Below are 25,850 nucleotides of genomic sequence, written 5' to 3' on the forward strand. Positions count from 1 at the left end.
CACGGGGGAGGGGGACCGCTTGCGGTGGAAGGGGTGCTTTGGACGGGGGAAGTTCTCCTACTCCGCGCCGAAGAACTCCTCTTCGAGAGCGATGCAGAGCGTGTGATAGATGGGAAGGTGGTATTCCTGAATCACATATGTCTCATCGGCAGGTGCCTTGATCACAATGTCCGCGTAGCCGCCCGTCACACATTTGCCGCCCGATGCACCGGTGAGTGCGATGGTCGTGAGGCCCAGAGCCTTTGCCATGCGGAAGGCGTAGAGCACGTTTTTCGAGTTGCCGGAGGTCGTGATGCCGAGCAGGACATCCTCGGGTCTGCCGAGGCCCAGCACCTGCTGGGCAAAGGTGAGGTCGGGGGCCTGATCGTTCGAGAATGCCGTGCTGATCGCGAGCTGCGAGGGCAGCGAGATCGCGGGGAGCGCTCCCTGTAGGTTCTGCATAAAGTAGTCGACCGTCATCGGATCACTTGCGTCGCACGCAGCGTGCAGCTTCGCGAGGATATTCTCGTCGAGGTGGCGCGGCAGGAGAAAGCCCTTCATCAGCTCGCCGACGATGTGCTCGGCATCGGAGGCTGAGCCGCCGTTGCCGCAGACGATGAGCTTGCCGCCTGCGCGGTAGCTTGTGACAAGTGCATCGATGGCAGCGCGGATATCCGTGCCGCACCCCTCGAGTGCAGGATAGCGGGCGATGAGTGTATCGACGGCAGCGTAGGTAGATTCTTTCATATGGTGTACTCCTTTGCGATGTCTTTGTTTTCTTTATTATGAATGATACAAGAGGCTTTTTCAAGCGTAAAATAAATAAAGGAAGCACCGATAAATTCAGCACCGCCATCTTGACGCATCTTTTTTGCCCGCACTGTGTCGGCCGAAAAAATCTACGCCAATCTGACGGACTTCATTTTATCAGCGATTCCATAAAGCGATATCTTTTTATATCTCTATTTATTGTAATTTATAGTTATTTATCGTTATTTTATATAATTGATTTATATTTATTTATAGAATGCAATATCATATCTGTCACAGATGAGTGCACGTTTGTGACAGAGCGTGGACGTCGCTGTAATAGCAGAAATTCCATAAAAGAAGAACGACGATGAAGGCGGATCGGCATGCTTGTGGGGTTCGTGGGCCGTCCGAGGGAATGGCGGCATGAAAATGCCCCGCAGTTTTGTATCTGCGGGGTATTTTAGAGTCTGATTTAACGGCTGCGATAGCGGTCAGCGATTGCGCGCGGACTGTCGCCGGCACTGCTGTCCATCTGAGACATCGCGCGCGGTGCGGGTGCTCCCGGACGGCGGATGTCGGTGATGGGCGGCTGCGGTGCTGCCGCCTGCTGCGGTCGAGCTGCACTCTGGTAGACGTTCTCCTCTTTGCGGCCGCGGAAACGGTTCCACACCCAGCGGATCGCCATGAAGGCGGCCACGGCGATCGCGACGTTCGCGAGGACACCGAGGATGTCCGCGAGGAAGCCGCTGCCCATGCCGAACATGGAGGCAAGGAGTCCGCCGAGCATCATGCCGCCTGCGAGAAGGCCGATGTTGCGCAGGGTGTTGCCCCAGCCCGTGCCCTTCTGTGCCGTGCTTGCGGCGCTTGCCGCATTCGGTGTATTCGCCTTTGCGCCTGCGGCGGGCGCGTTCTTGTCGAGCTGATTTGCGCTCTTGGAGGGAGCGTAGCCCGCGCCGTTGCCGGAGACGGATTTGCTCTGGCTGCCGCTCTGCGTGCTCGGTGCCGCCTTTGGCGCCGAGGGAGCCGCCTTCGGCGCAATGCGTGCGCCGCCCTTTGCCGCCTCTGCCTGCGAGACGAGGACGCTCTGCATAGCGCTCGGGGCGATGATTGGAGCCGTGGCGACGGTCAGCGAGCCGACCATCGCTGCGGCAATGATTTTCTTCAGTTTCATTCGGTATTCTCCTTTATCTATCATTCGATACGGAGGGGGTTCCTCCGGTATTCGCGTTTATGAGATGCTCTGCCATGCAATGCTCCTCGCAGAACCCTCGTTACGCAAGCGGTCGGACACTTATCTGCCTAAATACCTGCGGATTTCAAACGCGCTTCGCTTGAACGAATAAAATCCGCAGGGGGCAGAACGTGTCCTCTCTTCCGCCTGCTCCACTAGGGTTTGCTACGGAGCATCGCATGGTAGAATGTTCGCGTGCTTTGAAGAAACACGCAGGAACTACTCCCGATAGGACTTCACGTCCTCGGGGAAGGCATAGATTTCCCCAACCGTGTCGAGTTCGCCCGAGAGATAGCGATCAATGTCGTCCACGTCGATGTAGAGCTTGCACTCGATGTCGAGATAGCCCTGCTCACGTCCGTCTGAGAGATCGCGGATCGCCATGAGCTTTTCCCGCAGTTTCAAGAGATCCGTGCGCGTCGCGTGTACGTCGAGGCGCAGCTGCGGCACCCCATACTCCTTGAGGACTTCGTCCATGGTCATACGCTGTGACATAGCAATTTCCTTTCTTTCCATCAAGATTGACTATTTGTCTTTTATCCTAGTTGATGATGCTGAATTTTGACTGAATGTATCTGTGGGTGCGTCTGTGCGTCGCTTTCGGAGGGCGAGCAGCGCTGTCATCAGTGCGCGTTTTTCGTGCAGATAGGACTCGTAGTCGAGATCCCCTACGGCACTCTGCATACGACCTTCGAGTGCTTGTATGGCTGCCTCTGTGCGTCGGATGGCAGCATCCAGATCCTGCATGGGCATTCCTCCCGTTCGAGCATATTGTAACAGCTCTGAGAAAAATTGTCTACATGACCTTCCCCGCGTGTGCTATAATACAGAGAATTGTGAAAGGAAGAGGTCGCTGCTTCCTGAAAGAAGGAGTCTCTCATTGAAAAAGGCATTCTATGAAAATGTGCGCGAGAATACGATTGCTCTCGAACGTGCACAGAACAAGCAGCGTACGCGCCTTATATTCGCGCGCACCATCGTTTTCCCCCTTATGCTGGCGGCACTCATTCACGGCTACGACGCGGATGTACCGGCGGAGCTGATGCTTGGCGGCGTTCTGCTGCTGCTCTTTGGCGTACTCGTCATGCGCCATCAGAAACTCGATCGTATGCGGCTTTTTACGCAGGCCTATCTTGCTGTGACGACAGGCTATCTTGAGCGGTTCTCGGGGGAGTGGAAGAGTCTGCCCGAGAACGGTGCGGCCTATGCAAAGGAGAAGCGCCCGCCTGACCGTGATCTGCACATCTTCGGTGCGGCATCCCTCTATCAGTATCTCTGCGCCGCGCGTACGCGTGCGGGACGGGATCGCCTGGCTGCCGCCCTTACGGCAACGCCGCATCATCTCGATCGGACCCGCAGACGGCAGGCAGCAACGGCAGAGCTTCTCGCACATCCTCTGCTCTCGATCGAGTTGGAGGCACGTGGAGCGGAGCTGCCCGATGGGCACGATACACGTGATCTCGCAAAGGAGCTTGCTGAACCGCTTACTGGATGGCCAAAGCTTCTCTCTGGCATGGGTGCTGTCCTGTCGATTGCGTGTGTTTTGTCGATTCTTTGGGCTGCCTTTGCTGGTGGTTCGTGGATTGTTTCTCTCCTTTTCTTCGTGTTTAATCTGATCGTGTCGATGGTGTTTTATCTGCGTGTGCAGCGCGAACTCGCTCCGCTTGGCCATCTGGCGGGTGAGCTGCGCCTCTATGGTCGGATCTTTCGCACACTCGAGCGCGCTCCCCTGCACGGAGAGGCGTTTACAGCGGTGCTTGCGCCCCTCTTCTCGCCGCGTCGTGCGACGCAGGCGCTGACGCATCTAACGACGCTTGCAGAATGCGTTGCGATGCGGCGAAATTTCGTTTTTTACATTCTGGCAAATGGGCTTTTGCTCTGGGATCTTCACTGCCGCGCGTATTTCGCGCACTGGCGCGCCGAGACCGGTGCGGCAGCCGCCGGATGGCTGAAGGTCTGGGCAGAGGTGGAGGTTCTGCTCTCGCTGGCACGTGTCGGACATACACGCGAGGTGCATACCTTCCCGCTCTTCCTCGATGAGCAGAAGCCCCAGCTCCGTGCAGAGGGGGCAATGCCGCTCGTGATTCCGGAGGAGGCGGCAACGCCAAACGATGCACAACTCACGTCGGGCACGCTCGTCATTACAGGATCCAATATGTCAGGAAAGACAACGTATATGCGTACGCTTGGATTAAATGCAGTTTTAGCATACGCTGGCGCTCCTGTGTGTGCACAATCCTTTGCGCTCACTCCGATGGCGGTCTATACCTCGATCCAGATCAGTGACGATCTCGCGGGCGGGATTTCGACGTTCTATGCCGAGCTGCTGCGCATCAAGAAGATGATGACCTACAGCAAGAAGGGCCGCCCCATGCTCATCCTGATCGATGAGATCTTCCGCGGGACGAATTCTGCCGACCGCATTGTCGGTGCGCGTGCGGCAATCCATCGACTGACGCTCCCGCATGCGATCACGATTGTGACAACGCATGATTTTGAGCTGTGTGATCTGGGCAGCGAGGGGATGCCCGTGACGAATGCGCATTTTGAGGAGCACTATGAGGATGACAAGATCCTCTTTGACTTCAAGATTCGTGCGGGGCGCTGTCGTACGACGAACGCGCAGTATCTCCTGCGCATGGCCGGCATCATGGAGGAGTGAGTCCTGCCGGAGCGCCTGTTGCCTGATACCGTGACATACTTTCTAAAATCTGCTATAATAGGAAAGTCTGTATATAAGGAAGGAAGTTTTGCTGAAAGGATATGGAATGAGTGAGCAAGGAGCAAGACCCGCTGCAACGGCGGGGGTAATGACTGCCGCGGCGGTCGTCTATGCGCTCGCGGCGATCTATCTGCCCATGCTGACGATGATGATGGGGCTGCTGTGGCCTGTTTTCATTGCCCTCGTGACGGTTCGTGCGGGGCTTTACTGGGGGATGCTCGCTGCAGCTGCCTCCCTTGTCCTGACGATGCTCTTTGCGACGCCGGTGACAGGGGCGTTCTTTGTCCTGTCCTTTGCACCGACGGGGCTGGCGCTCGGAGCACTCTTTCGGCGCGGGATGAATACCGTGTCTGCACTGACCGGCGGTGTGTTTGCCTCCCTTGGCGGAAAGGTCATCGCCGCAGGGATGATGTTCCTCCTCTTTGGGATGAACCCGTTTGCGATGGACATCTCCATGGCGAATGAGACGATGAATGAAACGCTCGCCATGTACCGCGCCCTTGGTCTCCCGGAGGATCAGATCGAGCAGACCCGCGCATCGTCGATGCAGGTACTTGAGCTGTTCGTACTCATGCTCCCTGCATTCTTTCTCGGCAGCTCCGTGATTGAGGTAGGTGTATCGTATGCCGTCCTGCGCCAGGTGCTCGTGCGCCTCGGGATGCCTGCGGCGGCGCCGCTTCCCGCATTTACTGCGTGGCACCTGCCGATCTTCTTCCCATATCTCTTTGCGTTTTCTCTGCTGGGGATTTACTGGGGGACAACACGCGACATTGGATGGCTCTATCAGCTCGCGCTGAACGGCTACTTGATTGCCTTCATTGCGGGGCTCGTGCAGGGCATATCGCTCGTACACTTCCTGATGCAGCGTTCTCAGATCGCGCCATTTCTGCGGATTTTGATCTACATCTTCATCGCTCTCAACGGCTTTATGACGCAGATCATTTCGTGGATGGGCCTGTTCGATATCGCGTTTGACTATCGAAAGAAATTTCGAGAAAACAGGTAGAATGTACCCTGTTAAACATGACATTGCATATACAATATCCGAATAAAGAAGGTGATTCTATGCCGCGGAATTTATCCGCGTGGATCGACCTCACGATCCATCTGATCGTCATGCTTGCGCTTGCGCTTGTGACGTTCTGCTATAACGTCTACGTGGGGGCCGCGGGACTGCTCCTCTGGGCGCTCCTTGTTGCGTTTGCGTGGGAACGTTGTCGTGACAGAGAACGGCGGCTTGAACGCTACTGTATGGGCGTTATCCGTAATGTTAACAATGTAATGAACTACGCCGTGGACTCCCTGCCGCAGTCGATTCTTCTCGTGAACAGGGACGGCCATCTCGAGTGGTGCAACAATCAGCTCGGCATCTCCCTTGGCGGGCAGAAGCCGGAGCAGGGGACAGCGGTCGTTGATTTTTGGCCGAAATTCAACTTGGAGGCCATCTGGGATACGGAGGGGGAGTATCGCCTCTCGCACGAGGGGCGTTCATACCACATCTATCATCGGATGGTGCCGACCCCTCCCCAGATGGATCCGCTCGTTGCGCTCTATGTTACGGATGAGACGGAGTTTGCTGATCTGCAGCAGCGCTTTCATGCGAGCCGAACCGCCCTTCTCTATATCCAGTTGGATAACTACGATGAGATCATGCAGGGACAGACAGAGGCGGAGAAATCGATGCTTCTGCTTGCTGTGCGCGAGCGCCTCGACGACTGGATGAACGGTCTCGGCGGATTCATACGCGGCATTTCGGATGGCGAATTTGTTGCTATGCTCGACCGCAACGCGCTTGAGCATGTGATTGCAGAGAAATTTGATATTCTCGATCAGGTGCGTAAGATTGTCAACTCAAAGGGGATGCCTGTGACGATCTCCATCGGGTTGTCGCTTGCGGCAGACCAGTCGTACAAGGAGCTGGGCGAGGAGGCCGAGGCAAAGCTGGATCTTGCGCTCGGGCGCGGCGGCGACCAGGTTGCGCTCGATATCGGCGGCAAGACGCAGTTCTTTGGCGGCAAGGCCAAGGCCGTCGAGAAGCATACGCGCGTGAAAGCGCGTGTTGTGGCGCACGCGCTGCGCGACATCATGGAGAGCGCGGATGAGATCTACATCATGGGGCACCACAACGAGGATTATGACTGCTTTGGTGCGGCGATGGGCGTGGCGTGTATGGCACGTGCCCTTGGTAAGCCGGCGCATATTGTCCTCAGCGAGATGAATGAGGGCATTGATCGAATCCTTGACATGGTGCGAAAGGACGAGGCATATCAAGATCTCTTTGTCCGTCCCGGTGACATTGCCGGGATTTCCTCACAGTCATCACTGCTTGTTGTCGTGGATGCGCATATCCCGCACATCCTTGCCGATCCGACACTCCTCGACCGCATTCCGAAGATCGTCGTGATCGACCACCATCGCCGCAGTGAGAACTTCGTCAAGAATCCGCTTCTCGTCTACATCGAGACGGCATCCAGCTCGGCGAGTGAGCTGGTGACGGAGCTGCTCATGTACTTCGGCGACAATATACGGCCGACGCGCCTCGACGCGACGGCGCTCTACTCGGGCGTTGTGGTGGATACGAAGAACTTCAACGTCGGCGCGGGTGTCCGCACCTTTGATGCGGCCGCGTATCTCCGGCGTGCCGGAGCCGATCCCGTGCTCGTGCGGGCGCTCTTTCAGAGTGACTATGAGACGACGGTGGCACTTGCACGTGCAAAGGCAAATGCGGAGTTCTTCCCGGGCGGACTCATTGTGGGCAGCATCCCCGAGCGCCTGCCGAATGGGCAGATTATCGCAGCCCAGGCGGCGGACGGCATGCTGCGCGTAGATGGTGTGCGAATGAGCATCTACGTTTTCCAGATGGCGGGCGATATGGTCGGTATCAGCGCACGCTCGATAGGCGAAATGAACGTTCAAGTGATTATGGAGGATTTCGGCGGCGGCGGCCATGCAAATGTGGCAGGTGCACAGGTCAAGGGCGAACCGCTCAGCGTTGTGCGCGGGAATGTCGTCGAACGGGCAAGGGCATATATAGAGGAGAGTGACAAGCATGAAAGTCATACTGCAGGCTGATGTAAAAAATATCGGGAAAAAGGGCGAAATCGTGGAGGTCGCGGACGGCTACGGCCGCAACTTCCTCCTGCCGAAGAAACTCGCGCTGCCGGCAAACACAGAGAATGTGAATGTCGCGAAGGCGCAGGCGGGTGCAAAGGCGCGCAAGGATGCGATGGCGGTTGATGAGGCAAAGCTCATGGCGGCACAGCTCGAGAAGGTCGAGGTGGAGATCCCCGTGCGCATCGGCGAGAATGGACGCCTATTTGGTGCAGTGACGGGCAAGGATGTCGCTGAGGCGCTGAAGAAGAAAAACATCGACGTGGATCGCCGCAAGATCACGATCCGCGGCGAAGTCGTAGGTGAGGGGCTGTACGAGGCAATCGTCAAGGTACATCCGAACATCTCCACAACGATCAAGATTCATGTGAAGAAGGAGTAGCGCCGCAAACAAAAAGCCTCCCCTGCCGCGGCGGGGGAGGGGGACCACGATAGCAGCGGCAGGGGCGCTTTGGGCGATGCAGGCGTCTCCATCGTATATGCCGAGGTTCTGCGAATGGGGCGCCGACCGTATAACGGAAGCACTGATAAATTCAGCACTGCCATCTTGGCGCATCTTTTTTGCCCGCACTGTGTCGACAAATCCTCCACATAGCTTTGGCTATGCGTCCGGTTTGCCTCCTTGTTCGGACGAAAATCTGTACCAATCTGACAGACTTCATTTTATCAGCGATTCCTAACAATTTCATCCAACAGGCTGATGAAGGCAATCTTCATCAGCTTTTCTCTCAAAAGGAAAACGTTCTATGTCATTTTTTAAGGACTTATTTGGCGGCAGCGATTCGAAGGAAAAGCCGCCCGAGCTCTCCTCTGAGGCACGTCTGGACACAGAGATTGCTGCGATCTTTCGCATGCTGGCCGATACAATGGGGACAGAGCGTCTCGTCATCCAGGCGGGCAAGATGAATGCAATGACGCTCATGCGATCGGAGGATCGGCGTGAGCGTGTTCTGGCTCTTATGCGCATCCTGGAGGAGGATCCGCTGCTCACCCCGCCGCCCTCAGAGGTAGAGATCCCTGATATTCTTGCCCGTATGACGGAGCAGGTAGCGGGGATTCTTGCACGCCGCAATCTCGAGGACCGAATCGAGCGCAAGGTCAACGAGAAGCTCGAGAAGGATCATGAGGAGTATGTAGAGGACATTCGGCGTCAGGTGATCTCAGAGGAGAACCCCGGCGCGGAGTCGCCGCATGACAAGAAGAAACGCGAGGATCTGGAGGCACTGGAGGATATTCATCTCTCCCAGTCCGTTATGGAGCTCCTGCGTCCGAAGAACTTTGGCGAGATCGTCGGACAGGAACGTGCCGTGGCTTCTCTCCTTGCAAAGCTCTCCTCCCCCTACCCGCAGCATCTCTTGCTCTATGGGCCGCCAGGCATTGGCAAGACGACGGCCGCGCGTCTCGTTCTCGAGGCAGCGAAGAAGCGTGCAGTATCTCCCTTTGCCGAGAATGCTCCGTTTGTCGAGACAGACGGGACGACGCTGCGTTGGGATCCGCGCGACATGACGAATCCGCTCCTTGGTTCCGTTCATGATCCGATCTATCAGGGGGCGCAGAAGAGCCTCGCAGACAGCGGCGTGCCAGAGCCAAAGCCCGGCCTTGTGACGGATGCGCACGGCGGCATCCTCTTCATTGATGAGATTGGTGAGATGGATGAGATGCTGCAAAACAAACTCCTAAAGGTGCTTGAGGATAAGCGCGCCTATTTTGAGTCGGCCTACTACGATCCGGATGACAAGCGTGTGCCGCCCTACATTCGAAAACTCTTCGAGGAGGGTGCACCGGCGGACTTTGTCCTCATCGGTGCAACGACGCGTAATGCTGATCATATCAACCCGGCACTCCGTTCGCGCTGTGCAGAGATCTACTTCGAGCCGCTGACGCCGGGGCACATCTTGACGATTGTCGAGAATGCAGCACAGCGCCTCCACGTTCATCTTGCTGAGGGGGTCGCACAGCTCATCAGTGAGTATACGATCGAGGGACGCAAGGCGATCAACATTCTCGCCGATGCATACAGTCTAGCGCTCAATCGCCTCTCGGACAGCGAGATTGAGCGCATTGTTTCACGTGAAACATTGGATGGGGAGGCTGACCCATCGGCCGCGGAGTTCCAGGGTGTTGTTTCACGTGAAACAAAAGCACCTCCCCTCCTTGTTACAAAAGATGACATCTATGAGGTTGCGCAGGTCAGCCGACTCTATCCATATGGACGCAAAAAGGCGTCGGATACACCTGCCGTCGGCCGCGTATTCGGGCTAGGCGTTTCGGGCTTCCTTGGCTCCATCATCGAGATCGAGGCGGTTTCCTTCCCTGCCTCAGAGAAGGGGAAAGGAACGGTGCGCTTCAATGAGACGGCAGGCTCGATGGCAAAGGACTCCGTATTCAATGCGGCGTCTGTCATGCGGCAGCTGACGGGACGCGATATTCATGACTATGACATTCATGTCAACGTGATTGGCGGCGGCAACATTGACGGGCCAAGTGCGGGAACGGCGATCCTTGCAGCTATTGTGAGTGCGGTAACGGGGGCAGCTATTCGTCAGAACGTAGCGGTGACGGGCGAGATCTCTCTCCAGGGTGAAATCGAGCCCGTGGGCGGTGTGTTCGAGAAGGGATACGGTGCGCGTCAGGCTGGGATCGGGGAGCTCATAATCCCGTGGGAGAACAAAAAGGATATCCCCGAGGAGCATCTTGGCCTCACAATTCACTGCCTCAAAACGGCAGAGGAGGCCTTTGCCGTCCTCTTTGCAGATGAGAAATGGAAGCAGAAAGGAGAATCCAATGTCGGAAGGGCGCATTCCACCGCAGAGCATTGAGGCCGAGCTTTCTGTCCTTGGTGCAATGATGCTCAAGCCTGCGGCGGTCACGCAGGCCATTGAGCTGCTGCGTGCCGATGAATTTTATCGTCAGGCGCACCGTGCTGTCTTTGAGGCAATGGAGGGACTCGTGCGCGCCGGAGAACCAGTGGATATCGTGACGCTGACCGAATCGCTGAAGAAATCAGGCCTGCTTGAGCAGGTCGGCGGCATTACCTTTCTTGCAAATCTGACCAACAGCGTTCCAAGCACGGCGAATCTCGAGCATTATGCCAAGATTGTGAAGGAAAAGGCGATCCTGCGTTCGCTTATCGACGCAAGCACCGAGATTGCGGGCAAGGCGTACGAGGCGAGTGAGGATATCTCCGAACAGCTCGATGATGCCGAGCGCAAGATCCTCGCAATAGCGGGCGGACAGACGACAGGTGCCTTCGTTTCCGTCAAGGATGTTGTCTTTGATGCCGTAGATCGCGTGAGTGAGCTTGCTAAGGCAAAGGGCGGGATCACCGGTCTCTCCACGGGCCTTGCGACACTGGACTCGGTGACACGCGGCCTTCAGAAGTCAGACCTCATCATTGTGGCTGCACGTCCTGCGATGGGCAAGACGGCCTTCGTTCTCAACCTCGCAACGCATGCGGCTCTTCAGGGGAAAACCGTCGCGTTCTTTTCCCTTGAGATGCCGCGTGAGCAGCTGATGCACAGAATTTTCTGTGCCGAGGGGCAGATTGACGCCACGCGTCTTGCGCGCGGTGAACTCGATGATGAAGAGTGGAGCCGCCTCGTGAAGGTCGCCGACCGCATGATGAAGACAAATCTCTACTTCGATGATACGAGCAGTACCACTGTCCTCGACATTCGCACGCGCGCACGCCGACTCAAGGCCGAGCACGGTCTCGACCTCATCGCCATTGACTACCTTCAGCTGATCCAGGCGCCGGGGCGTGCTGAGAACCGTACACTGGCTGTCGCTGAGATGACACGCTCGCTCAAGGTTCTTGCACGTGAACTCTCTGTGCCGATTGTCGTTCTCTCGCAGCTTTCGCGTGCGACGGAGGGGCGGTCGGACAAGCGCCCCATGCTCTCGGACCTGCGTGAGTCCGGCTCCATCGAGCAGGATGCGGATATCGTCATGTTTCTCTACCGCGAGGACTACTACAACCAGGATACGGAGAACGCAAACATCACGGAGCTGAGTATTGCAAAACATCGCAACGGCGCGACAGACACCGTGAAGATGTTCTTTCAGAAGGAGTATACACGCTTCCGCGATTTGGCACGCGAGGCGTGATTCCCTCGTGTTGAAGCTGTGCGGCATCGGCATGCAAAATGTTTCACGTGAAACATTTTCATCGCTCCCCTCAAAAAAGAGGGGATTTTTTTTGTCATTTGTGCTATGATGAGGGAAGACTTACAGCGATTCGTTTGCGGCTTCGGCCGCATGAAACGGGTGGGGGAGGAAGAGCCGTGTTAAAGAGCATTGCAATTATGACGAGCGGGGGCGATAGTCCGGGTATGAATGCCGCAGCGCGCGCAGTTGCACGCACAGCACTTTACGAGGGCGTGCGGGTCTGGGGCATTACAGATGGCTATCATGGCCTGCTCGAGGAGAACATGCGCGAGCTTCAGTCGATGGATGTGGGAGATATCATCCAACGCGGCGGGACATTCCTCGGCACGGCGCGCTGCTCGCGTTGGCACACACCCGAGGGGCGCCGTCAGGGACATGAGAATCTTATCAAGCGGGGAATTGAGGGACTCTGTATCATCGGAGGTGACGGATCTCTGCGGGGCGCCCAGCTCCTCTCGGAGGAGTACGGCTTCCCCATCGTTGGGCTGCCGGGGACGATCGACAACGATGTCTGGGGGATGGACTACACGATCGGCTGTGATACAGCAGCAAATACGATTATCGATGCGATCAACAAGCTGCGCGATACGGCCTCGGCACATCGCCGCGTCATCGTGCTCGAGGTGATGGGGCGCCACTGCGGCTGGCTTGCCCTCATCGCGGGCATCTCAGGCGGCGCGGAGTACATCCTCGTGCCGGAGGAGGAGTACGACCTCGCAGCGATCACGGACAGCCTCGCAGCGGCATATGAGCGCGGCAAACGCTACATCCTCATTGTCGTCGCCGAGGGCGCGGCAAAGGGGCAGGAGGTCTGCGACTACATCTCGCAGCATACGGACATCGAGACGCGTGTCTCCGTCCTCGGCCACATCCAACGCGGCGGCGCACCGACCGTCATTGACCGCGTACGCGCCAGCCAGCTCGGAGAGCAGGCCGCGCTCGCACTCATCTCCGGCATCTCGGGTGTTGTATTTGGCTACAGCAAGGGACATGTCGTCTCTGTCAACCTCTACGATGCGGTGAATAACAAGAAGAAGCTCGATCCTGAGTATCTGCATTTGGCGAAGGTTCTCTCCTAAGAACGATCCTGATAAATGTCCAACGAAAACATCCCGTTTCCAAGCGAACGCGTGCTTATTTCACTAAGGTGTACGGTTGGGCATCACACAGCGAGGGAAAGATCTTGCAATCGATACTCCCGTAAGAAAGGATGATCCCGTGGCAAAGATCATAGCGATTGCCAGCCAGAAGGGCGGTGTCGGCAAGACCACGACAGCAGTCAATCTTGCCGCTGCTGTGGCACGCATGAAGCGCCGCGTGCTGCTCGTCGACATCGACCCGCAGGGGAATGCCACGAGTGGTTTCGGCATAGACAAGAATATGCTCATGTCCACGATCTATCGTGTGCTGATTGAGGGGAGAAGCGTCTCGGACGCGATTGTTTCCTCGGAGCATCGTGTGGATGTCCTGCCTGCGAATGTTGAGCTTGCGGGCGCGGAGGTGGAGCTGGCCGGCATGGAGCGGCGGGAGACACGCCTGCGCGATGCACTGACGAGCGTCTCGAACAATTACGACTACATCTTTATCGACTGCCCGCCTTCGCTCGGCTTTCTGACGCTGAACGCTCTTGCAGCGGCGCATGCGGTTCTCATTCCCATCCAATGTGAATTCTATGCACTTGAGGGAGTCGCACAGCTGATGAATACGATCAGCCTCGTACAGGAAAGTGTGAATCCGTCCCTCATCGTGCAGGGGGTTGTCATGACGATGTACGATGGCAGGACGCGTATCGCAACACAGGTCGTCGATGAGGTGAAAAACGTCTTCGGTGCAGCACTCTATGAGACACTGATTCCGCGCAATGTACGTCTCTCGGAGGCGCCCTCCTTCGGGCAGCCCATCACCTCCTATGACATCACGTCACGCGGAGCAGAGAGCTATATTGAGCTGGCGAGGGAGGTCATGAAGCGTGAAGAAGGCTAAGACAGGCGGCCTCGGGCGCGGTCTTGGAGCGCTCGGGCTTGGGAAGAATGCGCTGACCGGGACGACGGCCGCGGCTGCACAGAGCGGCAAGGCTGCATCCAAGGACACACCGCCGTCACAGAAAGCAGAGACATCGGCGGGCGTCCCCGCCGAGCTGCCCGTAGAGGCAATTCAGCCAAATCGCTACCAGCCGCGGCGTGAGTTCGATGAGGCTGCCCTCGAGGAGCTGCGTGAGTCCGTTGCGCGTCATGGTATCCTCCAGCCCATCTCTGTTCGTGCCATCGGCGACGACAAGTATGAGCTGATCGCGGGAGAGCGTCGCCTGCGCGCGGCAAAACTCGCAGGCCTTACCCATGTCCCCGCCGTATTTCGCGCGGCGACGGATGCAGAGCTTGCCGAGATGGCGCTCATCGAGAACATCCAGCGCGAGGATCTGAACCCCATCGAGGAGGCGCGTGCCTATCAGCGGCTGCTCTCGGAATTCCGCCTCTCCCAGGAGGAGCTCGCGCGCCGTGTCTCGCGCAGCCGCTCGGCGATTGCCAACAGCGTTCGGCTGCTCCGCCTCGCGGAGGAGGTACAGGCATTCATCGCCAATGGCGTCCTCACGATGGGGCAGGTGCGGCCTCTCCTCGCACTAGAGAGCCAGACGCTCCAACGCGAGGCTGCAGAGTATATCCAGGAGCATGAGCTCTCAGCACGCGGCGCTGAGGCGCTTGTCAAGCGCCTCGTCAAGGATCCAAATACGCTCCGAAAGACAGCCGAGTCTGCTGTAAAGAAGCCTGCGCCGGACATCTTCGTCCGGGAGGCAGAGGAACGCCTCACGCGCAGCCTTGGGACGAAGGTTCGGATCCAGGAAGGGCGTGAGCATGGCAAAGGGCGCCTCGAGATCAGCTACTTTTCCGTGGACGACCTCGAACGGCTGCTTGCCCTCCTCACCGGAGCAAACGATGCGACGAAGGAGGATAAGCGCGCTGCGCTGCGCGCCATCTCCACGAAGAACTTCACTGTGTGAGGCGTGGAGAGAACGTAGGGAAGAAGGGAAGAAAGTATCTTGTTTCTGAACAATCTCGTCAACTATATTGCGGCACATGAGGCGACGCTCCTGCTTGCCTCCATGCTGTTGATTTTGGTCTTATTGATCCTGGTCGTCTATACTATGGTGCGGCTCTCGACGATGAACGCACGCTACCGCGCGATGATGCGCGGCTCGAACTCCGAGGACCTCGAGGGGATGCTGATCCAGCATATTCATGAGGTCGAGAAGGTGTCCGCGACGAACACGCGCATCCTTGAGGAGAACGAGCTCATTCGGCAGTTTATCCGAAAATCTCTTGTGCGCACGGCGATGGTGCGTTTCCGTGCATTCGAGGACATGGGCGGCGATCTCAGCTATGCCGTTGCCATGCTTGACGCGAACAACGATGGTGTCATCTTCTCGAGCATCTTTGCACGTGCGGACTCGCGCAGCTACATCAAACCGATCAAGGGAGGCTCCTCGGAGTATCCGCTCACGGAGGAGGAAAAGGGCGTGCTGAAGGAGGCAATGGCCCAGCCCCTGCCGATCAAGTACTGACTCCTGCGTGCTCCGCTAAGGCTGCTGAGGGAGATCATGAGCTCTTCGGCACCTCGAAACAAATCACTTCAAACCTGCTGAAACTCAGCGGGTTTTCATTTTATTCGGCTAGGATAGGGGAGCAGAAAATACCCATATAGGAGAAAACATTGAACGAAGAAACCCGCTATAAAATTCAATTCATCGATAATGAGGAGGACACGACGCGCAGCGTGCGTCTCTCCCTCCGATCGCTGCGCATGATCGTCATTGGTGCGGGGGCCGCTGCGCTGATCCTCGGCGCAGCTTCCGTGCTCTCTGTCTACACACTCATGAACAACTATTCGCACGATGCGGAGACGGCACAGCTGCGTGAGGCGAACCGCATCCAGCAGGAGCAGATCCTCCAGGTATCGAAGAAGGCCGCTGCTCTCCAGCAGGACCTTGACCGCCTGCACCGCTCTGAGGACGGGCTGCGTGCGCTCGTCGGCGCACCGCCTGCGGCTGAGGATGAGACCCTCCAGGAGGGGACATCTGCGCCGACAGGCGGGGAGGCACATGACCTTACAACGGCGGACCTCGGTAAGGCGCTTGCGATGATCGAGGCGCGTCTTGTGACACGCCGCACCTCTCTTGATCTCCTTGCTGAGAGCATGCGCGAGAGCTTCCCCGGTGCGGGCAGCTTTGCCTCGGATGATGCTCCCCATACGACGCCGTCCATCTGGCCGACGGCGGGCTACGTCAGCTCGCCCTACGGTCTGCGCTTTGGCGGGTCAGAGTTTCATCAGGGCGTCGATATCGCTGCTGAAATCGGCACGCCCATCGTTGCGACCGCCGACGGCGTCGTCACGGCGGCAGGGTGGAACGGCGGCTACGGCAACATGGTGGATGTGGATCACGGCGGCGGTATTGTGACGCGCTACGGGCACGCCTCCGCCGTTGCTGTGACGGTCGGACAGCAGGTGCGGCGCGGGCAGACAATCGCCTATGTCGGCTCGACGGGCCGCTCCACGGGGCCGCATCTTCATTATGAGGTACGTGTAAACGGTCAGCCGGTGAATCCGGCCGGCTATTTGTAAGGAAGGTTTGCGATGAAATCCATGATTTTCCTGCTTGCCGCAGGACTCCTGATCCTCCCCGCATTGGGGAATGCTGCTGAGAAAAAGGATATCCATGCCGTCATGACGGCGGAGGAAGGCAGTGTGTCCGCGGCAGACACTGCTGCACCACATGATGAGAACGCCGCCCTGGATGAGGAGATGGACGAGCTGGGCGATGAGCCAGTCGACTCGGGCGATGCAGCCGGCACAGTTCATCCCGCCGATGAGGGGACAGCGAAAAAGGATGCGGCGGAGGATTCGTCCGCACCGCCGACAGACGGGCACGGGATCGGCACGGCTTCGAGTGCCCATGTGGACGATGTGTCCGACGATGCTGCCTATGGGGCGGCGACGGCAATTGAGCCCGTGACCTTGAAGGAGGGCGACTGGGTCTTTATTGAGGGAGATGAGAGGCGCGGCTGGTTCTTTGACCGCTCCTTGATGCAGCGTAATACGGACGGCAGCATCTCCTACTGGCAGCTCATCCTCTACAACGAGCTTGGACGTGACCAGTTCGTGCGCGCGATGCATGACGAGGAATACGAGAACATTGCCTATACGCTCCAGCGTCGGGTGCTGAGTCCCAAGAAGAATACGATCCGCACCTATGAGATCATTGCCTACGATGCGCAGAACGCCGTCATCACGGATGGTGACCGCGACGGTCATGCTGCCGAGATCCACGCGAATACGATGGCGGAGAAGGAACGTGATGCTGTGAAGAAGGCCGCACGCAGGATGAAATAACACGGGATTATCGTGAGAATAATTGTCGTATATTGACAGAGATGGCCTCTCCTGCTACAATGAAGCTGCAGCTCAATCAGGAGAATGCGTACTCTCGCATGTATGTCACAGGGGGCGTTTGCCGTGCCAAAGGTGCGGGAGACGGCCCCTTTTTGCAGCACATCATGCATATGTAATTAGATAAAAAATAGTTAAAAATAATTTTATTTTTTCTTTAATAAGGTGTATAATAAATACTATCCATTATTGTGTGTATTTATTTTTATAGGACATCCTCAGGGATTCCTGTGTATTTGCTAGGAGGGATCATGTGAGTAAGAGGGAGAGCTTGTGGGAGGCCTATCTCGCAAAGGGCATGAGCCGGCGCAGCTTCTTGAAGGGCTGCGTAACGCTCACGTCGCTGATGGGACTCAGCACGGACATGCTGACGAAGGTCGTCGAGGCGGCGGAGGCAAAGCCGCTGCCGGTCGTCGTATGGCTGCACGGGCATGAGTGCACGGGCTGCGACGAGTCCTTTATCCGCTCGGGCGCGCCGCTCGCGTCCGATCTCGTGCTGAGCAGCATCGCGCTCGAGTACAGCCATGTGCTGAGCGCGGGCTGCGGCGAGCCGTTCGAGGCACATCTCGAGGAGACGATCAAGAAGTACCACGGGGAGTACATCCTCGCGGTCGAGGGAGCGGTCGCAACGGGCGACCAGGCATACACCTGCATGTCGGGCGGCCATACCTTTGAGCACACCTTAAAGCGTGTCGCTGCAGGGGCAAAGGCGGTCATCGCCTACGGGACGTGCGCGACCGCGGGCGGCATTCAGGCGGCTGCGCCGAACCCGACGAAGTCCAAGGGCATCCGCGACTTCATCGGCGGCAAGCCGTTCATCGCTGTGCCGGGCTGCCCGCCGATCCCCGAGGTCATGACGGGGGTTGTCATGCACGTCGCACTGTTCGGCACGATTCCGCCGCTCGACGGTGAGGGGCGGCCGCGCCAGTTCTACGGCAACCGCATCCACGACACCTGCTACCGCCGTCCGTTCTTCGATGCGGGCATGTTTGCCGACCGCTTTGACGACGCGGGGGCAAAGGCGGGTTGGTGTCTCTACCACCTCGGGTGCCGCGGGCCTGAGACCTACAACTCGTGCGGCAACCTGCGCTGGTATCAGGGGATGTCGTACCCCATCCAGTCGGGCGCACCGTGCATCGGCTGCAGCAACGCGAACTTCTGGGATGATGCGCCGTTCTCACGCCGTCTGCCCGAGTACAACGGGATCGATGTCGATATGGTCGGCGCAGGGCTTGCCGTTGCGACGGCGGTCGGCGTCGCGGCACATGCGGGCGCGAGCCTCGTGCAGAAGAAGCAGCACGAAAAGCAGCTGGAAAAAGAGGGAAAGCAGGTGCATGAATGAAACACGTTGTTGTAGACCCGATCACACGCATTGAGGGGCATCTGCGCGTCGAGCTGCAGGTGGACGAGGCAACGGGCAAGGTTACGGATGCAATCTCCTCCGGCACGGCATGGCGCGGCCTCGAGCTCGTCATGAACGACCGCGACCCGCGCGATGCGTGGGCATACATTCAGCGCATCTGCGGCGTATGCACGTCGTCCCATGCGCTCGCATCCCTGCGCGCCGTGGAGGATGCGTTCGGCATTACCATCCCGAAGAACGCGCACTACATCCGCAACATCATCGCGGCATCGCTCGGACATCAGGATCACATCATCCATTTCTACCATCTGCATGCCCTCGACTGGGTCAGCCCGCTCGAGGCGCTCAAGGCAGACCCCGCTGCGACGGCGGCGCTGCAGAATACGGTGCTCAGCACCTACCGCCTCCCCTTCCGCGGGCCTGCGGGGCTCGACACGGAGGCGTATCCGCACGATGTTCCGGTCTCGAATGCAGACTACTACGCCGCGATTCAGGCAAAGGTGAAGAAGATTGTGGAGAGCGGCCAGCTCGGCATCTTCTCCGCGCAGTGGTGGGATCATCCCGACTATCAGATGCTCCCGCCCGAGGTGCATCTCATGGCAGTCTCGCACTACCTCGAGATGCTGGACAAGCAGGCGGATCTCGTCGTGCCGCACGTCGTCTTCGGCGGCAAGAACCCGCATCCGCACTATGTGCTCGGCGGCATGCCCTGCTCCATCTCGATGGAGGACGGCAACGCACCGATCAACACGGCGCGTCTGGCGATCGTCGACCGCTCGATCCAGTCCGCGCGCCACATGATGAACGACTACTACCTGCCGGACGTGCTCGCCATCGGCCACCTCTATGTCAAGAACGGCTACGTCTCCGGCGGCGGTCTCGCCAAGGAGCGCGTGCTCGGCTTCGGCATGTTCCCCGAGGAGCCGTTCTCCGGCGCGACGAACGGCGACTTCTTCAAGACGCTGCTCGTCCGCTGCAACGGCGTCGTTGAGAACTTTGCCGCAGGCGTCATGCAGGCGAAGGTCTATGACTTCAAGATGGAGGATGTCTCCGACCCCGAGGTCATCAGCGAGAGCGTCGAACACGCATGGTACGAGTACCCGGGGCAGGAGAATGCCTCGTTGCATCCGTGGGACGGCGTGACGAAGCCCCACTACACCGAGCCCAAGGAGGGCACGAAGACGGAGTGGAAGGCGCTCAACGAGCAGGGCAAATACTCCTGGCTCAAGACGCCGAAATGGCGCGGCAAGCTCTGCGAGGTAGGCCCGCTCGCGCGCTATATTGTCCTCTACACGAAGGCCAAGCAGGGGCTCATCACCGACCTCACATGGGCGGAGCAGATGATCGTCGATCAGATCGATGCTGTGACGAAGGTGCTCGGCGTTCCGGTCGAGGCATGGCTGCCCTCCACGGTCGGCCGCACGGCGGCGCGTGCGCTCGAGGCACAGCTGCAGGCGGAGCTCGGCAAGTACTTCTTCGACAAGCTCGTCGCGAACATCAAGAGCGGCGATACGCGCGTCGTGAACAACGATAAGTGGGATCCCTCGACCTGGCCGAAGGAGGCAAAGGGCGTCGGCTTCTACGAGGCACCGCGCGGCGCACTCAGCCACTGGGTCGTCATCAAGGACGGCAAGGTCGCGAACTATCAGGCGGTCGTCCCGACGACGTGGAATGCCTGCCCGCGCGACGATCAGGCGGGACACGGCGCATTCGAGATGTCGATGATGGATACGCCCGTGAAGATCGCGGACAAGCCGCTCGAGATCGTAAAGGCAGTGCGTTCCTTCGACCCCTGCATGGCGTGCTCGACGCACCTTTTCAATGCAAAGGGAGAGAAGATCCGCGTCGTGACGACCGACCCCTACGCAGGCGTGCGTGTGGATGAATAGGGGGCGATCCGCATGAAAAAAGAAGAACGGCAGGAATACTACCTCTTCAGCCCTTTTCTGCGCATCTTTCACTGGCTGATGGTCATTGCGATCATCGTGCTCTTTATCACGGGCTTCCTCATCACGAAGCCGCCCGTGATTCTCGCCTCTGAGCCGACGAATACGCCGCTCCTCATGAACCTCGTGCGCAACATCCACTTCATCGCGGCGTTTGCGTTCTGCGCGGGCTTCATCGGGCGTGTGTACGGTTTCATCATCAACCGCGGCGACCGCCTCTTCCCGCACTTCTGGGAGAAGCAGTACTACCGCGATATGGTGGACGTTGGGATGCACTATATGCTTCTGAAGTCCTCTCACAAGCCGTTTCTGCGCAATCCGCTGGCGCGTGCCTCGTATGCGGGCCTCTACGTCCTCGTGGCGATCGAGGTGCTGACGGGCTTTGCCATGTACTACATGACAGAGCCCTCGGCAATCGGAGGAACGCTGTTCGGCTGGGTGAACCGCCTCCTCGGCAACGAGTTCATGTCGCATTTCGTTCACCACTACGCCGCATGGGCGATCATCCTCTTCGCCATCGGCCATTTCTACATGGTCGTACGCGCCGAGTTCATGGAGGGCGAGGCGGAGGTCTCGAGTATGTTCGCGGGCAGCAAGCTCCTGCGGCATACGCCTGCAGACGCAAAGGACGTGGAGTAAAAATCAGGTCAGCTTGTGCGAGTTCAACGCGAACGCTTAGCTCCGCAGGCAATGAGCGCCCCTTCCACCGCTTCGCGGTCCCCCTCCCCCGCTGTGGCAGGGGAGGCATTCGGTGAACGGTGGATTAGCCTCCCCCGTCGCGACGGGGGAGGTGGCGCGCTTGCGAGCCGGTGGGGGCGCCTTGGGCAATCAAGGCAGACCTGCCGATGGGAGCGTCTGTGACGGATACAACAGACATTCATTTAGAATACAAAGGAGATTTTTATGTGTAAGGATTGCGGCTGCGGGCTCGCGGAGAGCACCACACATCTGCAGTTTTTTGTCAAGGGTTACACCGAGGAGAATGCCGCAGCGGTAGAGAAGGCGCTGCTGGGGCTGCCCGGTGTGCTCTATGTGCACATTCACACGCACGACGGCGAGACGACGGTGGACTATGATCCAGCAAAGACGAAGATGACCGAGCTGATCGCGGCATTTGCTGCCCACGGGCTCTCTGCAGAGCTCTGAGCATGCACGAGATGGCGATCGCCGAGGGGATCCTCGGCATTGCGCTCGATCATGCCCGTGCCCATGACTCACACAGGATAGAGCGCATCCATCTCCTGCTCGGGGAACTCTCGGGCGTGGAGACGGAGGCGCTTTCCTTTGCCTTCGCTTCGCTTGTGCGGGGGACGATTGCAGAGACGGCGGCGCTCACATGGGAGCGTCTGCCGCTCACGGGGCGCTGCCATGACTGCGGCAGGGAGCAGGAGATCCGTCCGCAGGACTATCTCTGTCCCCTGTGCGGCGGCGGCATCGAGATCATCCACGGGCGCGAGATGCGCGTGGACTACATAGAGATGGAATGACGATATGAAGGTAGTTGTAAAGGCAGATATCCTCAGACGGAATGAGTCGGCGGCGGCAGAGAACGCCGCGCTCTTTGCACGGCACGGGATCTATGCGCTGAATCTCCTCGGCTCGCCCGGCAGCGGCAAGACCTCGCTTCTTGAGCAGACGCTCAAGGCGTTGGGCGCTGACCTGCGGATGGCGGTGATCGAGGGTGATCTCTTCACATCGAAGGACGCGGCGCGCATTGAGGCGTGCGGTGCGCCTGTCGTGCAGATCAATACGAGCGGCGGCTGCCATCTCGATGCAGCGATGGTCGCGGCGGCGCTGGCTCAGATCGATCTCGCGGCGCTCGATCTCCTCATCATCGAGAATGTCGGCAATCTCGTCTGCCCCGCTGAGTTCGCGCTCGGCGAGGATGCCAAGGCGGTGGTGCTGAGCATTACAGAGGGCGACGACAAGCCGCTCAAGTATCCGCTGATCTTCAAGGAATCGGCGGCGGCGCTCTTAAACAAGGTGGATATTCTGCCCCATACGAATTTTGATATGGCATCGGCGCGTGCGGACATCACGGCGCTGCATCCAGGCATTCCCGTGCTGCCGGTCTCGTGCCGCACGGGCGAGGGGCTCGCAGACTGGTATGCATGGCTGCGGGCACAGGTGGAGACCAAGCGGGCAGGAGGTGTGCGATGACAGCGGCAGACGATGCGCTCGTGCACGTTGCCCCGGTGACGGTGCTCGGCATCGGCAATATCATCCTGCGCGACGAGGGATTCGGCGTGCGCGCGGTGGAGTATCTGGAGGAGCATTTCTCGTTCCCCGCGGATGTGCGCCTGCTCGATGGCGGGACGCTCGGCCCTGAGCTGCTGCACTTCGTCACGGGCACGGAGCATCTGCTCATCCTCGATGCGGTGTCGGGCGATGCCGCGCCGGGGACGATCTACCGGTTCGAGGATGATGCGGTGATGGCGCATTTTCAGGAAAAGATGTCCTCGCATGAGATTGGAATTCAGGACGTTCTCGCGTGGCTGACCGTGACAGATCGGCCGATTCCGAACGTCGTCGTGCTCGGCGTGCAGCCGTATGAGCTGACGGCGGGGCTCTCGCTGAGTCCGGAGATGGCCGCGATACTGCCGGATTTCGCACAGCGCGCAGTCCAGGAACTCGTGCGCTGGGGTGTGCTGCCGCAGCCGTGCACACCATCGGGACGGGATGCGTGATGTACGCGCCGTGCGCCGATGTAGGCAATACGGAGATGGCGAAAGGCGGGCGCGTGCGCCGCGCCTTTCGTGTTTCGGGAATTGTGCAGGGGGTGGGATTCCGCCCCTTTGTCTATCGTCTGGCGCTGCGCTATGCGCTCGGCGGCTGGGTGCTGAACGACAGTGCCGGCGTCGGCATCGAGGCGGAGGGAGCTGCTGAGGCCCTCGACGCGTTCGCGGCGGCTCTGCGTACGGAGGCACCGCTTGCCGCCGTTGTTGCCTCTGTGACGTTTTCGGAACTGCCGCCGACGGGGGAGGAGGTCTTTCGCATTCTGCCAAGCCCTGCGGGGACTGTGGCACGGACGCTTGTCTCGCCCGATCTCGCCGTCTGCGCGGACTGTCGCTGTGAGATCCTCTCGGAGGCAGATCGACGGCATGGCTACGCCTTTACGAACTGTACGAACTGCGGGCCGCGCTACTCGATTATTAAGGGTGTGCCATACGACCGCCCGCTGACTTCGATGGCGTCGTTCCGTATGTGTCCTGCGTGCCAGCGTGAGTATGACGATCCTGCAGATCGCCGCTTTCACGCACAGCCGAATGCGTGCACGGACTGCGGCCCCGCCTATCGCTTGTTGGTGGGTGGTGTGGAGGAGGAGGGGGATCCCCTCGCACGGGCACGGGAAATCATCGCAGAGGGCGGCATCGTCGCCGTCAAGGGTATTGGAGGCTATCACCTCGCATGCGATGCGCGCAGCGAGGAGGCTGTATGCCGTCTGCGTCGGCGAAAGCATCGTGAGGCAAAGGCTCTTGCCGTGATGGCGGGCAGCATGGGGGCGGTGTACAGACTGTGCACGGTCTCGGAGGAGGAGGAGCGCTGGCTCACCTCATCTGCCGCACCGATCGTATTGCTCCGTCGGCGCACGGATGCATTGGATGGTGTCGCGGAGAGCGTGGCACCGGGGAATGCATATCTCGGCGTGCTCCTTCCATACGCACCGGTGCATCTGCTCCTGCTCGCCGAAGATGACCTCTGGGTCATGACGAGTGCGAACCGCTCCGGCGAGCCGATTATCTATGAGGATGCGGCGGCACAGGAGTCTCTTGCGGGAATTGCGGATGCGATTCTCGTGCACAATCGGGAGATTGTGCATCGCGTCGATGATTCTGTTCTGCGCATGACGGCGGGGGGGCGGCTGATGATCCGCCGAAGCCGCGGCTTTGCACCGACGCCGCTGGCATTGCCGTCTCCAAAGGAGCGGGCGGTGCTTGCGGGCGGCGCGGAGCTGAAGAATACGTTCTGCCTCACGCGCGGTGCCGAGGCGTTTCTGAGCGAGCATATCGGCGATCTGATGGAGCGCAGCGTGCTCGCGTCGTTCGAGGCGACAATTGCACATTACGAGCAGTTTTTCGAGGTGCAGCCGGAGGTGCTTGCCGCAGACCTCCATCCCGCATATCTCTCGGGGCAGTATCTCACGGCACGTGCCGCACGTGAGGAATTGCCGCTGGTTCGTGTTCAGCACCATCATGCACACATTGCGGCGGTGCTCGCGGAGCACGGATATGAGGGCCGCGTGCTCGGCGCCGCATTTGACGGGACGGGCTATGGCGCGGACGGCAGATCGTGGGGCGGAGAGTTCCTCATCGCTGACTGCAAAGACTATAAACGCGCCGCCCATTTCGCCTACCTGCCGCTCCCCGGTGGTGACCGTGCGGCGATGGAGCCGTGGCGGATGGCGCTCTGGGTACTCCACGGAATGTATGGAGAGGAGTTGGAACGCAGAGCGCCGCAGTTCACGGCTGAATTGCCTGCGGGCTGGCAGCTCCTCATGCAGGCGACGGCGGCCGGGGTCTCCGCTCCGCTGACATCGAGTGCGGGGCGCCTCTTCGATGCAGCGGCGGCGCTTCTCGGCGTGTGCCGTATGAACGTGTATGAGGGGCAGGCGGCAATCGGGCTTGAACTGCTCGCACGGCGGGCGCGTCGTGCGGGTGCCGTGCTGCCGTATCGTGTGAACCGCACGGCTGAGCCGATGGTCATTGACTTTGTGCCTGTGCTGCGTGCCCTTGCGGACGATGCAGAGAGGCTGACGGACGAGGAGCGTGCAGGGCGTGCGCTTGATTTCCATGTGACGATGGCGGCAGCTGCTGCGGAGATGCTCGGCGTGCTCGCAGTGCAGACGGGACTCCGCACGGCCGCGCTTTCGGGCGGCGTGTTCCAGAATGCACTGCTCCTCGAGCAGCTGCTTGTGCGGCTCGGGGACTTCCGCGTCCTCCTGCCGCATCTCGTTCCGCCGAATGACGGCGGGATTGCGTACGGACAGGCAGCGGCAGCGCTCGCAAGGATGGAAGAGTAGAGGGGCCATTTCCCTGTGCGTAACGATAGCAGCCCTTATTGCAGAGACCGTGAAACCAAAAGCCTCCCCTGCCAGAGCGGGAGAAGTGGCACGCGTCAGCGTGACGGTGGGGGCGCTTT

Annotated in this window: 25 protein-coding genes; 20 read left to right on the forward strand and 5 right to left on the reverse strand. The window is 59.1% G+C overall.

Features of this window, described 5'->3' with window-relative positions:
- Positions 1–57 precede the first annotated feature (57 nt).
- The 5 genes from HMPREF1992_RS03105 to HMPREF1992_RS03120 form a co-directional block, all read right to left on the reverse strand.
- The gene (locus HMPREF1992_RS03105) at positions 58–726 is read right to left on the reverse strand and encodes an SIS domain-containing protein (RefSeq protein WP_021684369.1); all 669 of its coding nucleotides are present in this window, start codon (positions 724–726) and stop codon (positions 58–60) included.
- Positions 723–860 carry a hypothetical protein gene (locus HMPREF1992_RS11465; protein WP_156023440.1) on the reverse strand — a complete coding sequence of 46 codons (138 nt, stop codon included), beginning with the start codon at positions 858–860 and terminating at the stop codon, positions 723–725. Before HMPREF1992_RS11465 ends, HMPREF1992_RS03105 begins: the two co-directional genes overlap by 4 nt.
- Before the next feature lie 344 nt (positions 861–1,204).
- The gene (locus tag HMPREF1992_RS03110; RefSeq protein WP_037358339.1) at positions 1,205–1,903 is read right to left on the reverse strand and encodes a hypothetical protein; all 699 of its coding nucleotides are present in this window, start codon (positions 1,901–1,903) and stop codon (positions 1,205–1,207) included.
- A 279-nt stretch (positions 1,904–2,182) separates the two neighbouring features.
- Complete coding sequence (locus HMPREF1992_RS03115) at positions 2,183–2,458, reverse strand: hypothetical protein (RefSeq protein WP_006696457.1); 276 nt, start codon at positions 2,456–2,458, stop codon at positions 2,183–2,185.
- A 30-nt stretch (positions 2,459–2,488) separates the two neighbouring features.
- A complete protein-coding gene (locus tag HMPREF1992_RS03120; protein WP_037358345.1) occupies positions 2,489–2,710 on the reverse strand; it encodes a hypothetical protein in 222 nt (73 codons plus the stop codon).
- Between the two features lie 133 nt (positions 2,711–2,843).
- Here HMPREF1992_RS03120 and HMPREF1992_RS03125 point away from each other — a divergent pair, with 133 nt between their 5' ends.
- The 20 genes from HMPREF1992_RS03125 to hypF all read left to right on the forward strand — a co-directional run bounded on the left by HMPREF1992_RS03125 (position 2,844) and on the right by hypF (position 25,731).
- Positions 2,844–4,625 (forward strand): MutS-related protein, encoded by a 1,782-nt coding sequence (locus tag HMPREF1992_RS03125; protein ID WP_021684375.1) that lies wholly within the window; start codon positions 2,844–2,846, stop codon positions 4,623–4,625.
- 106 nt (positions 4,626–4,731) lie between these two features.
- The gene (locus tag HMPREF1992_RS03130) at positions 4,732–5,691 is read left to right on the forward strand and encodes a YybS family protein (RefSeq protein ID WP_021684376.1); all 960 of its coding nucleotides are present in this window, start codon (positions 4,732–4,734) and stop codon (positions 5,689–5,691) included.
- A gap of 59 nt (positions 5,692–5,750) precedes the next feature.
- Positions 5,751–7,757: a DHH family phosphoesterase gene (locus HMPREF1992_RS03135; RefSeq protein ID WP_037358366.1), complete on the forward strand. Its 2,007-nt coding sequence runs from the start codon at positions 5,751–5,753 to the stop codon at positions 7,755–7,757.
- Complete coding sequence (rplI, locus tag HMPREF1992_RS03140) at positions 7,735–8,178, forward strand: 50S ribosomal protein L9 (RefSeq protein ID WP_021684378.1); 444 nt, start codon at positions 7,735–7,737, stop codon at positions 8,176–8,178. The genes HMPREF1992_RS03135 and rplI overlap by 23 nt, the downstream gene beginning before the upstream one ends.
- A gap of 364 nt (positions 8,179–8,542) precedes the next feature.
- Positions 8,543–10,615 carry a S16 family serine protease gene (locus HMPREF1992_RS03145; protein WP_021684380.1) on the forward strand — a complete coding sequence of 691 codons (2,073 nt, stop codon included), beginning with the start codon at positions 8,543–8,545 and terminating at the stop codon, positions 10,613–10,615.
- Positions 10,581–11,903 (forward strand): replicative DNA helicase, encoded by a 1,323-nt coding sequence (gene dnaB / locus HMPREF1992_RS03150; RefSeq protein ID WP_021684381.1) that lies wholly within the window; start codon positions 10,581–10,583, stop codon positions 11,901–11,903. The genes HMPREF1992_RS03145 and dnaB overlap by 35 nt, the downstream gene beginning before the upstream one ends.
- A gap of 176 nt (positions 11,904–12,079) precedes the next feature.
- Positions 12,080–13,042 carry a 6-phosphofructokinase gene (gene pfkA / locus HMPREF1992_RS03155; protein ID WP_037358369.1) on the forward strand — a complete coding sequence of 321 codons (963 nt, stop codon included), beginning with the start codon at positions 12,080–12,082 and terminating at the stop codon, positions 13,040–13,042.
- Between the two features lie 139 nt (positions 13,043–13,181).
- Entirely contained in the window at positions 13,182–13,946 is a 765-nt protein-coding gene (locus HMPREF1992_RS03160) for a ParA family protein (protein ID WP_037358380.1), read from the forward strand.
- Positions 13,933–14,958 carry a ParB/RepB/Spo0J family partition protein gene (locus HMPREF1992_RS03165; protein WP_021684384.1) on the forward strand — a complete coding sequence of 342 codons (1,026 nt, stop codon included), beginning with the start codon at positions 13,933–13,935 and terminating at the stop codon, positions 14,956–14,958. Before HMPREF1992_RS03160 ends, HMPREF1992_RS03165 begins: the two co-directional genes overlap by 14 nt.
- A 39-nt stretch (positions 14,959–14,997) precedes the next feature.
- The gene (locus tag HMPREF1992_RS03170) at positions 14,998–15,519 is read left to right on the forward strand and encodes a DUF4446 family protein (protein ID WP_021684385.1); all 522 of its coding nucleotides are present in this window, start codon (positions 14,998–15,000) and stop codon (positions 15,517–15,519) included.
- Between the two features lie 149 nt (positions 15,520–15,668).
- Entirely contained in the window at positions 15,669–16,577 is a 909-nt protein-coding gene (locus tag HMPREF1992_RS03175; protein WP_021684386.1) for a M23 family metallopeptidase, read from the forward strand.
- A 12-nt stretch (positions 16,578–16,589) separates the two neighbouring features.
- Positions 16,590–17,345 carry a hypothetical protein gene (locus HMPREF1992_RS03180; RefSeq protein ID WP_021684387.1) on the forward strand — a complete coding sequence of 252 codons (756 nt, stop codon included), beginning with the start codon at positions 16,590–16,592 and terminating at the stop codon, positions 17,343–17,345.
- A 310-nt stretch (positions 17,346–17,655) separates the two neighbouring features.
- Positions 17,656–18,744 carry a hydrogenase small subunit gene (locus HMPREF1992_RS03185; protein ID WP_021684389.1) on the forward strand — a complete coding sequence of 363 codons (1,089 nt, stop codon included), beginning with the start codon at positions 17,656–17,658 and terminating at the stop codon, positions 18,742–18,744.
- Positions 18,741–20,654 (forward strand): nickel-dependent hydrogenase large subunit, encoded by a 1,914-nt coding sequence (locus HMPREF1992_RS03190; RefSeq protein WP_021684390.1) that lies wholly within the window; start codon positions 18,741–18,743, stop codon positions 20,652–20,654. Before HMPREF1992_RS03185 ends, HMPREF1992_RS03190 begins: the two co-directional genes overlap by 4 nt.
- Before the next feature lie 12 nt (positions 20,655–20,666).
- Positions 20,667–21,350 carry a Ni/Fe-hydrogenase, b-type cytochrome subunit gene (cybH, locus tag HMPREF1992_RS03195; RefSeq protein ID WP_021684391.1) on the forward strand — a complete coding sequence of 228 codons (684 nt, stop codon included), beginning with the start codon at positions 20,667–20,669 and terminating at the stop codon, positions 21,348–21,350.
- Positions 21,351–21,614: 264 nt separating this feature from the next.
- A complete protein-coding gene (locus tag HMPREF1992_RS03200; protein ID WP_021684392.1) occupies positions 21,615–21,857 on the forward strand; it encodes a heavy-metal-associated domain-containing protein in 243 nt (80 codons plus the stop codon).
- A 2-nt stretch (positions 21,858–21,859) separates the two neighbouring features.
- A complete protein-coding gene (gene hypA, locus HMPREF1992_RS03205; RefSeq protein ID WP_021684393.1) occupies positions 21,860–22,198 on the forward strand; it encodes a hydrogenase maturation nickel metallochaperone HypA in 339 nt (112 codons plus the stop codon).
- 4 nt (positions 22,199–22,202) lie between these two features.
- Positions 22,203–22,871 (forward strand): hydrogenase nickel incorporation protein HypB, encoded by a 669-nt coding sequence (hypB, locus tag HMPREF1992_RS03210; RefSeq protein ID WP_021684394.1) that lies wholly within the window; start codon positions 22,203–22,205, stop codon positions 22,869–22,871.
- Positions 22,868–23,398, forward strand: coding sequence for a HyaD/HybD family hydrogenase maturation endopeptidase (locus HMPREF1992_RS03215; protein WP_021684395.1), 531 nt, complete (start codon positions 22,868–22,870; stop codon positions 23,396–23,398). The genes hypB and HMPREF1992_RS03215 overlap by 4 nt, the downstream gene beginning before the upstream one ends.
- Entirely contained in the window at positions 23,398–25,731 is a 2,334-nt protein-coding gene (gene hypF, locus HMPREF1992_RS03220; RefSeq protein ID WP_021684396.1) for a carbamoyltransferase HypF, read from the forward strand. Before HMPREF1992_RS03215 ends, hypF begins: the two co-directional genes overlap by 1 nt.
- The last annotated feature ends 119 nt before the right edge of the window (positions 25,732–25,850 follow it).

Source organism: Selenomonas sp. oral taxon 892 str. F0426 (assembly GCF_000468035.1).
Lineage (GTDB): Bacteria > Bacillota > Negativicutes > Selenomonadales > Selenomonadaceae > Centipeda.

What these genes read in the sequence shown, in the direction of transcription:
- HMPREF1992_RS03105 (WP_021684369.1), bottom strand. Translation starts at nt 726, where the DNA reads ATGAAAGAATCTACCTACGCTGCCGTCGATACACTCATCGCCCGCTAT.
- HMPREF1992_RS03110 (WP_037358339.1), bottom strand. Translation starts at nt 1,903, where the DNA reads ATGAAACTGAAGAAAATCATTGCCGCAGCGATGGTCGGCTCGCTGACC.
- HMPREF1992_RS03115 (WP_006696457.1), bottom strand. Translation starts at nt 2,458, where the DNA reads ATGTCACAGCGTATGACCATGGACGAAGTCCTCAAGGAGTATGGGGTG.
- HMPREF1992_RS03120 (WP_037358345.1), bottom strand. Translation starts at nt 2,710, where the DNA reads ATGCAGGATCTGGATGCTGCCATCCGACGCACAGAGGCAGCCATACAA.
- HMPREF1992_RS03130 (WP_021684376.1), top strand. Translation starts at nt 4,732, where the DNA reads ATGAGTGAGCAAGGAGCAAGACCCGCTGCAACGGCGGGGGTAATGACT.
- HMPREF1992_RS03135 (WP_037358366.1), top strand. Translation starts at nt 5,751, where the DNA reads ATGCCGCGGAATTTATCCGCGTGGATCGACCTCACGATCCATCTGATC.
- rplI (WP_021684378.1), top strand. Translation starts at nt 7,735, where the DNA reads ATGAAAGTCATACTGCAGGCTGATGTAAAAAATATCGGGAAAAAGGGC.
- HMPREF1992_RS03145 (WP_021684380.1), top strand. Translation starts at nt 8,543, where the DNA reads ATGTCATTTTTTAAGGACTTATTTGGCGGCAGCGATTCGAAGGAAAAG.
- dnaB (WP_021684381.1), top strand. Translation starts at nt 10,581, where the DNA reads ATGTCGGAAGGGCGCATTCCACCGCAGAGCATTGAGGCCGAGCTTTCT.
- HMPREF1992_RS03180 (WP_021684387.1), top strand. Translation starts at nt 16,590, where the DNA reads ATGAAATCCATGATTTTCCTGCTTGCCGCAGGACTCCTGATCCTCCCC.
- HMPREF1992_RS03190 (WP_021684390.1), top strand. Translation starts at nt 18,741, where the DNA reads ATGAAACACGTTGTTGTAGACCCGATCACACGCATTGAGGGGCATCTG.
- cybH (WP_021684391.1), top strand. Translation starts at nt 20,667, where the DNA reads ATGAAAAAAGAAGAACGGCAGGAATACTACCTCTTCAGCCCTTTTCTG.
- HMPREF1992_RS03200 (WP_021684392.1), top strand. Translation starts at nt 21,615, where the DNA reads ATGTGTAAGGATTGCGGCTGCGGGCTCGCGGAGAGCACCACACATCTG.
- hypA (WP_021684393.1), top strand. Translation starts at nt 21,860, where the DNA reads ATGCACGAGATGGCGATCGCCGAGGGGATCCTCGGCATTGCGCTCGAT.
- hypB (WP_021684394.1), top strand. Translation starts at nt 22,203, where the DNA reads ATGAAGGTAGTTGTAAAGGCAGATATCCTCAGACGGAATGAGTCGGCG.
- HMPREF1992_RS03215 (WP_021684395.1), top strand. Translation starts at nt 22,868, where the DNA reads ATGACAGCGGCAGACGATGCGCTCGTGCACGTTGCCCCGGTGACGGTG.
- hypF (WP_021684396.1), top strand. Translation starts at nt 23,398, where the DNA reads ATGTACGCGCCGTGCGCCGATGTAGGCAATACGGAGATGGCGAAAGGC.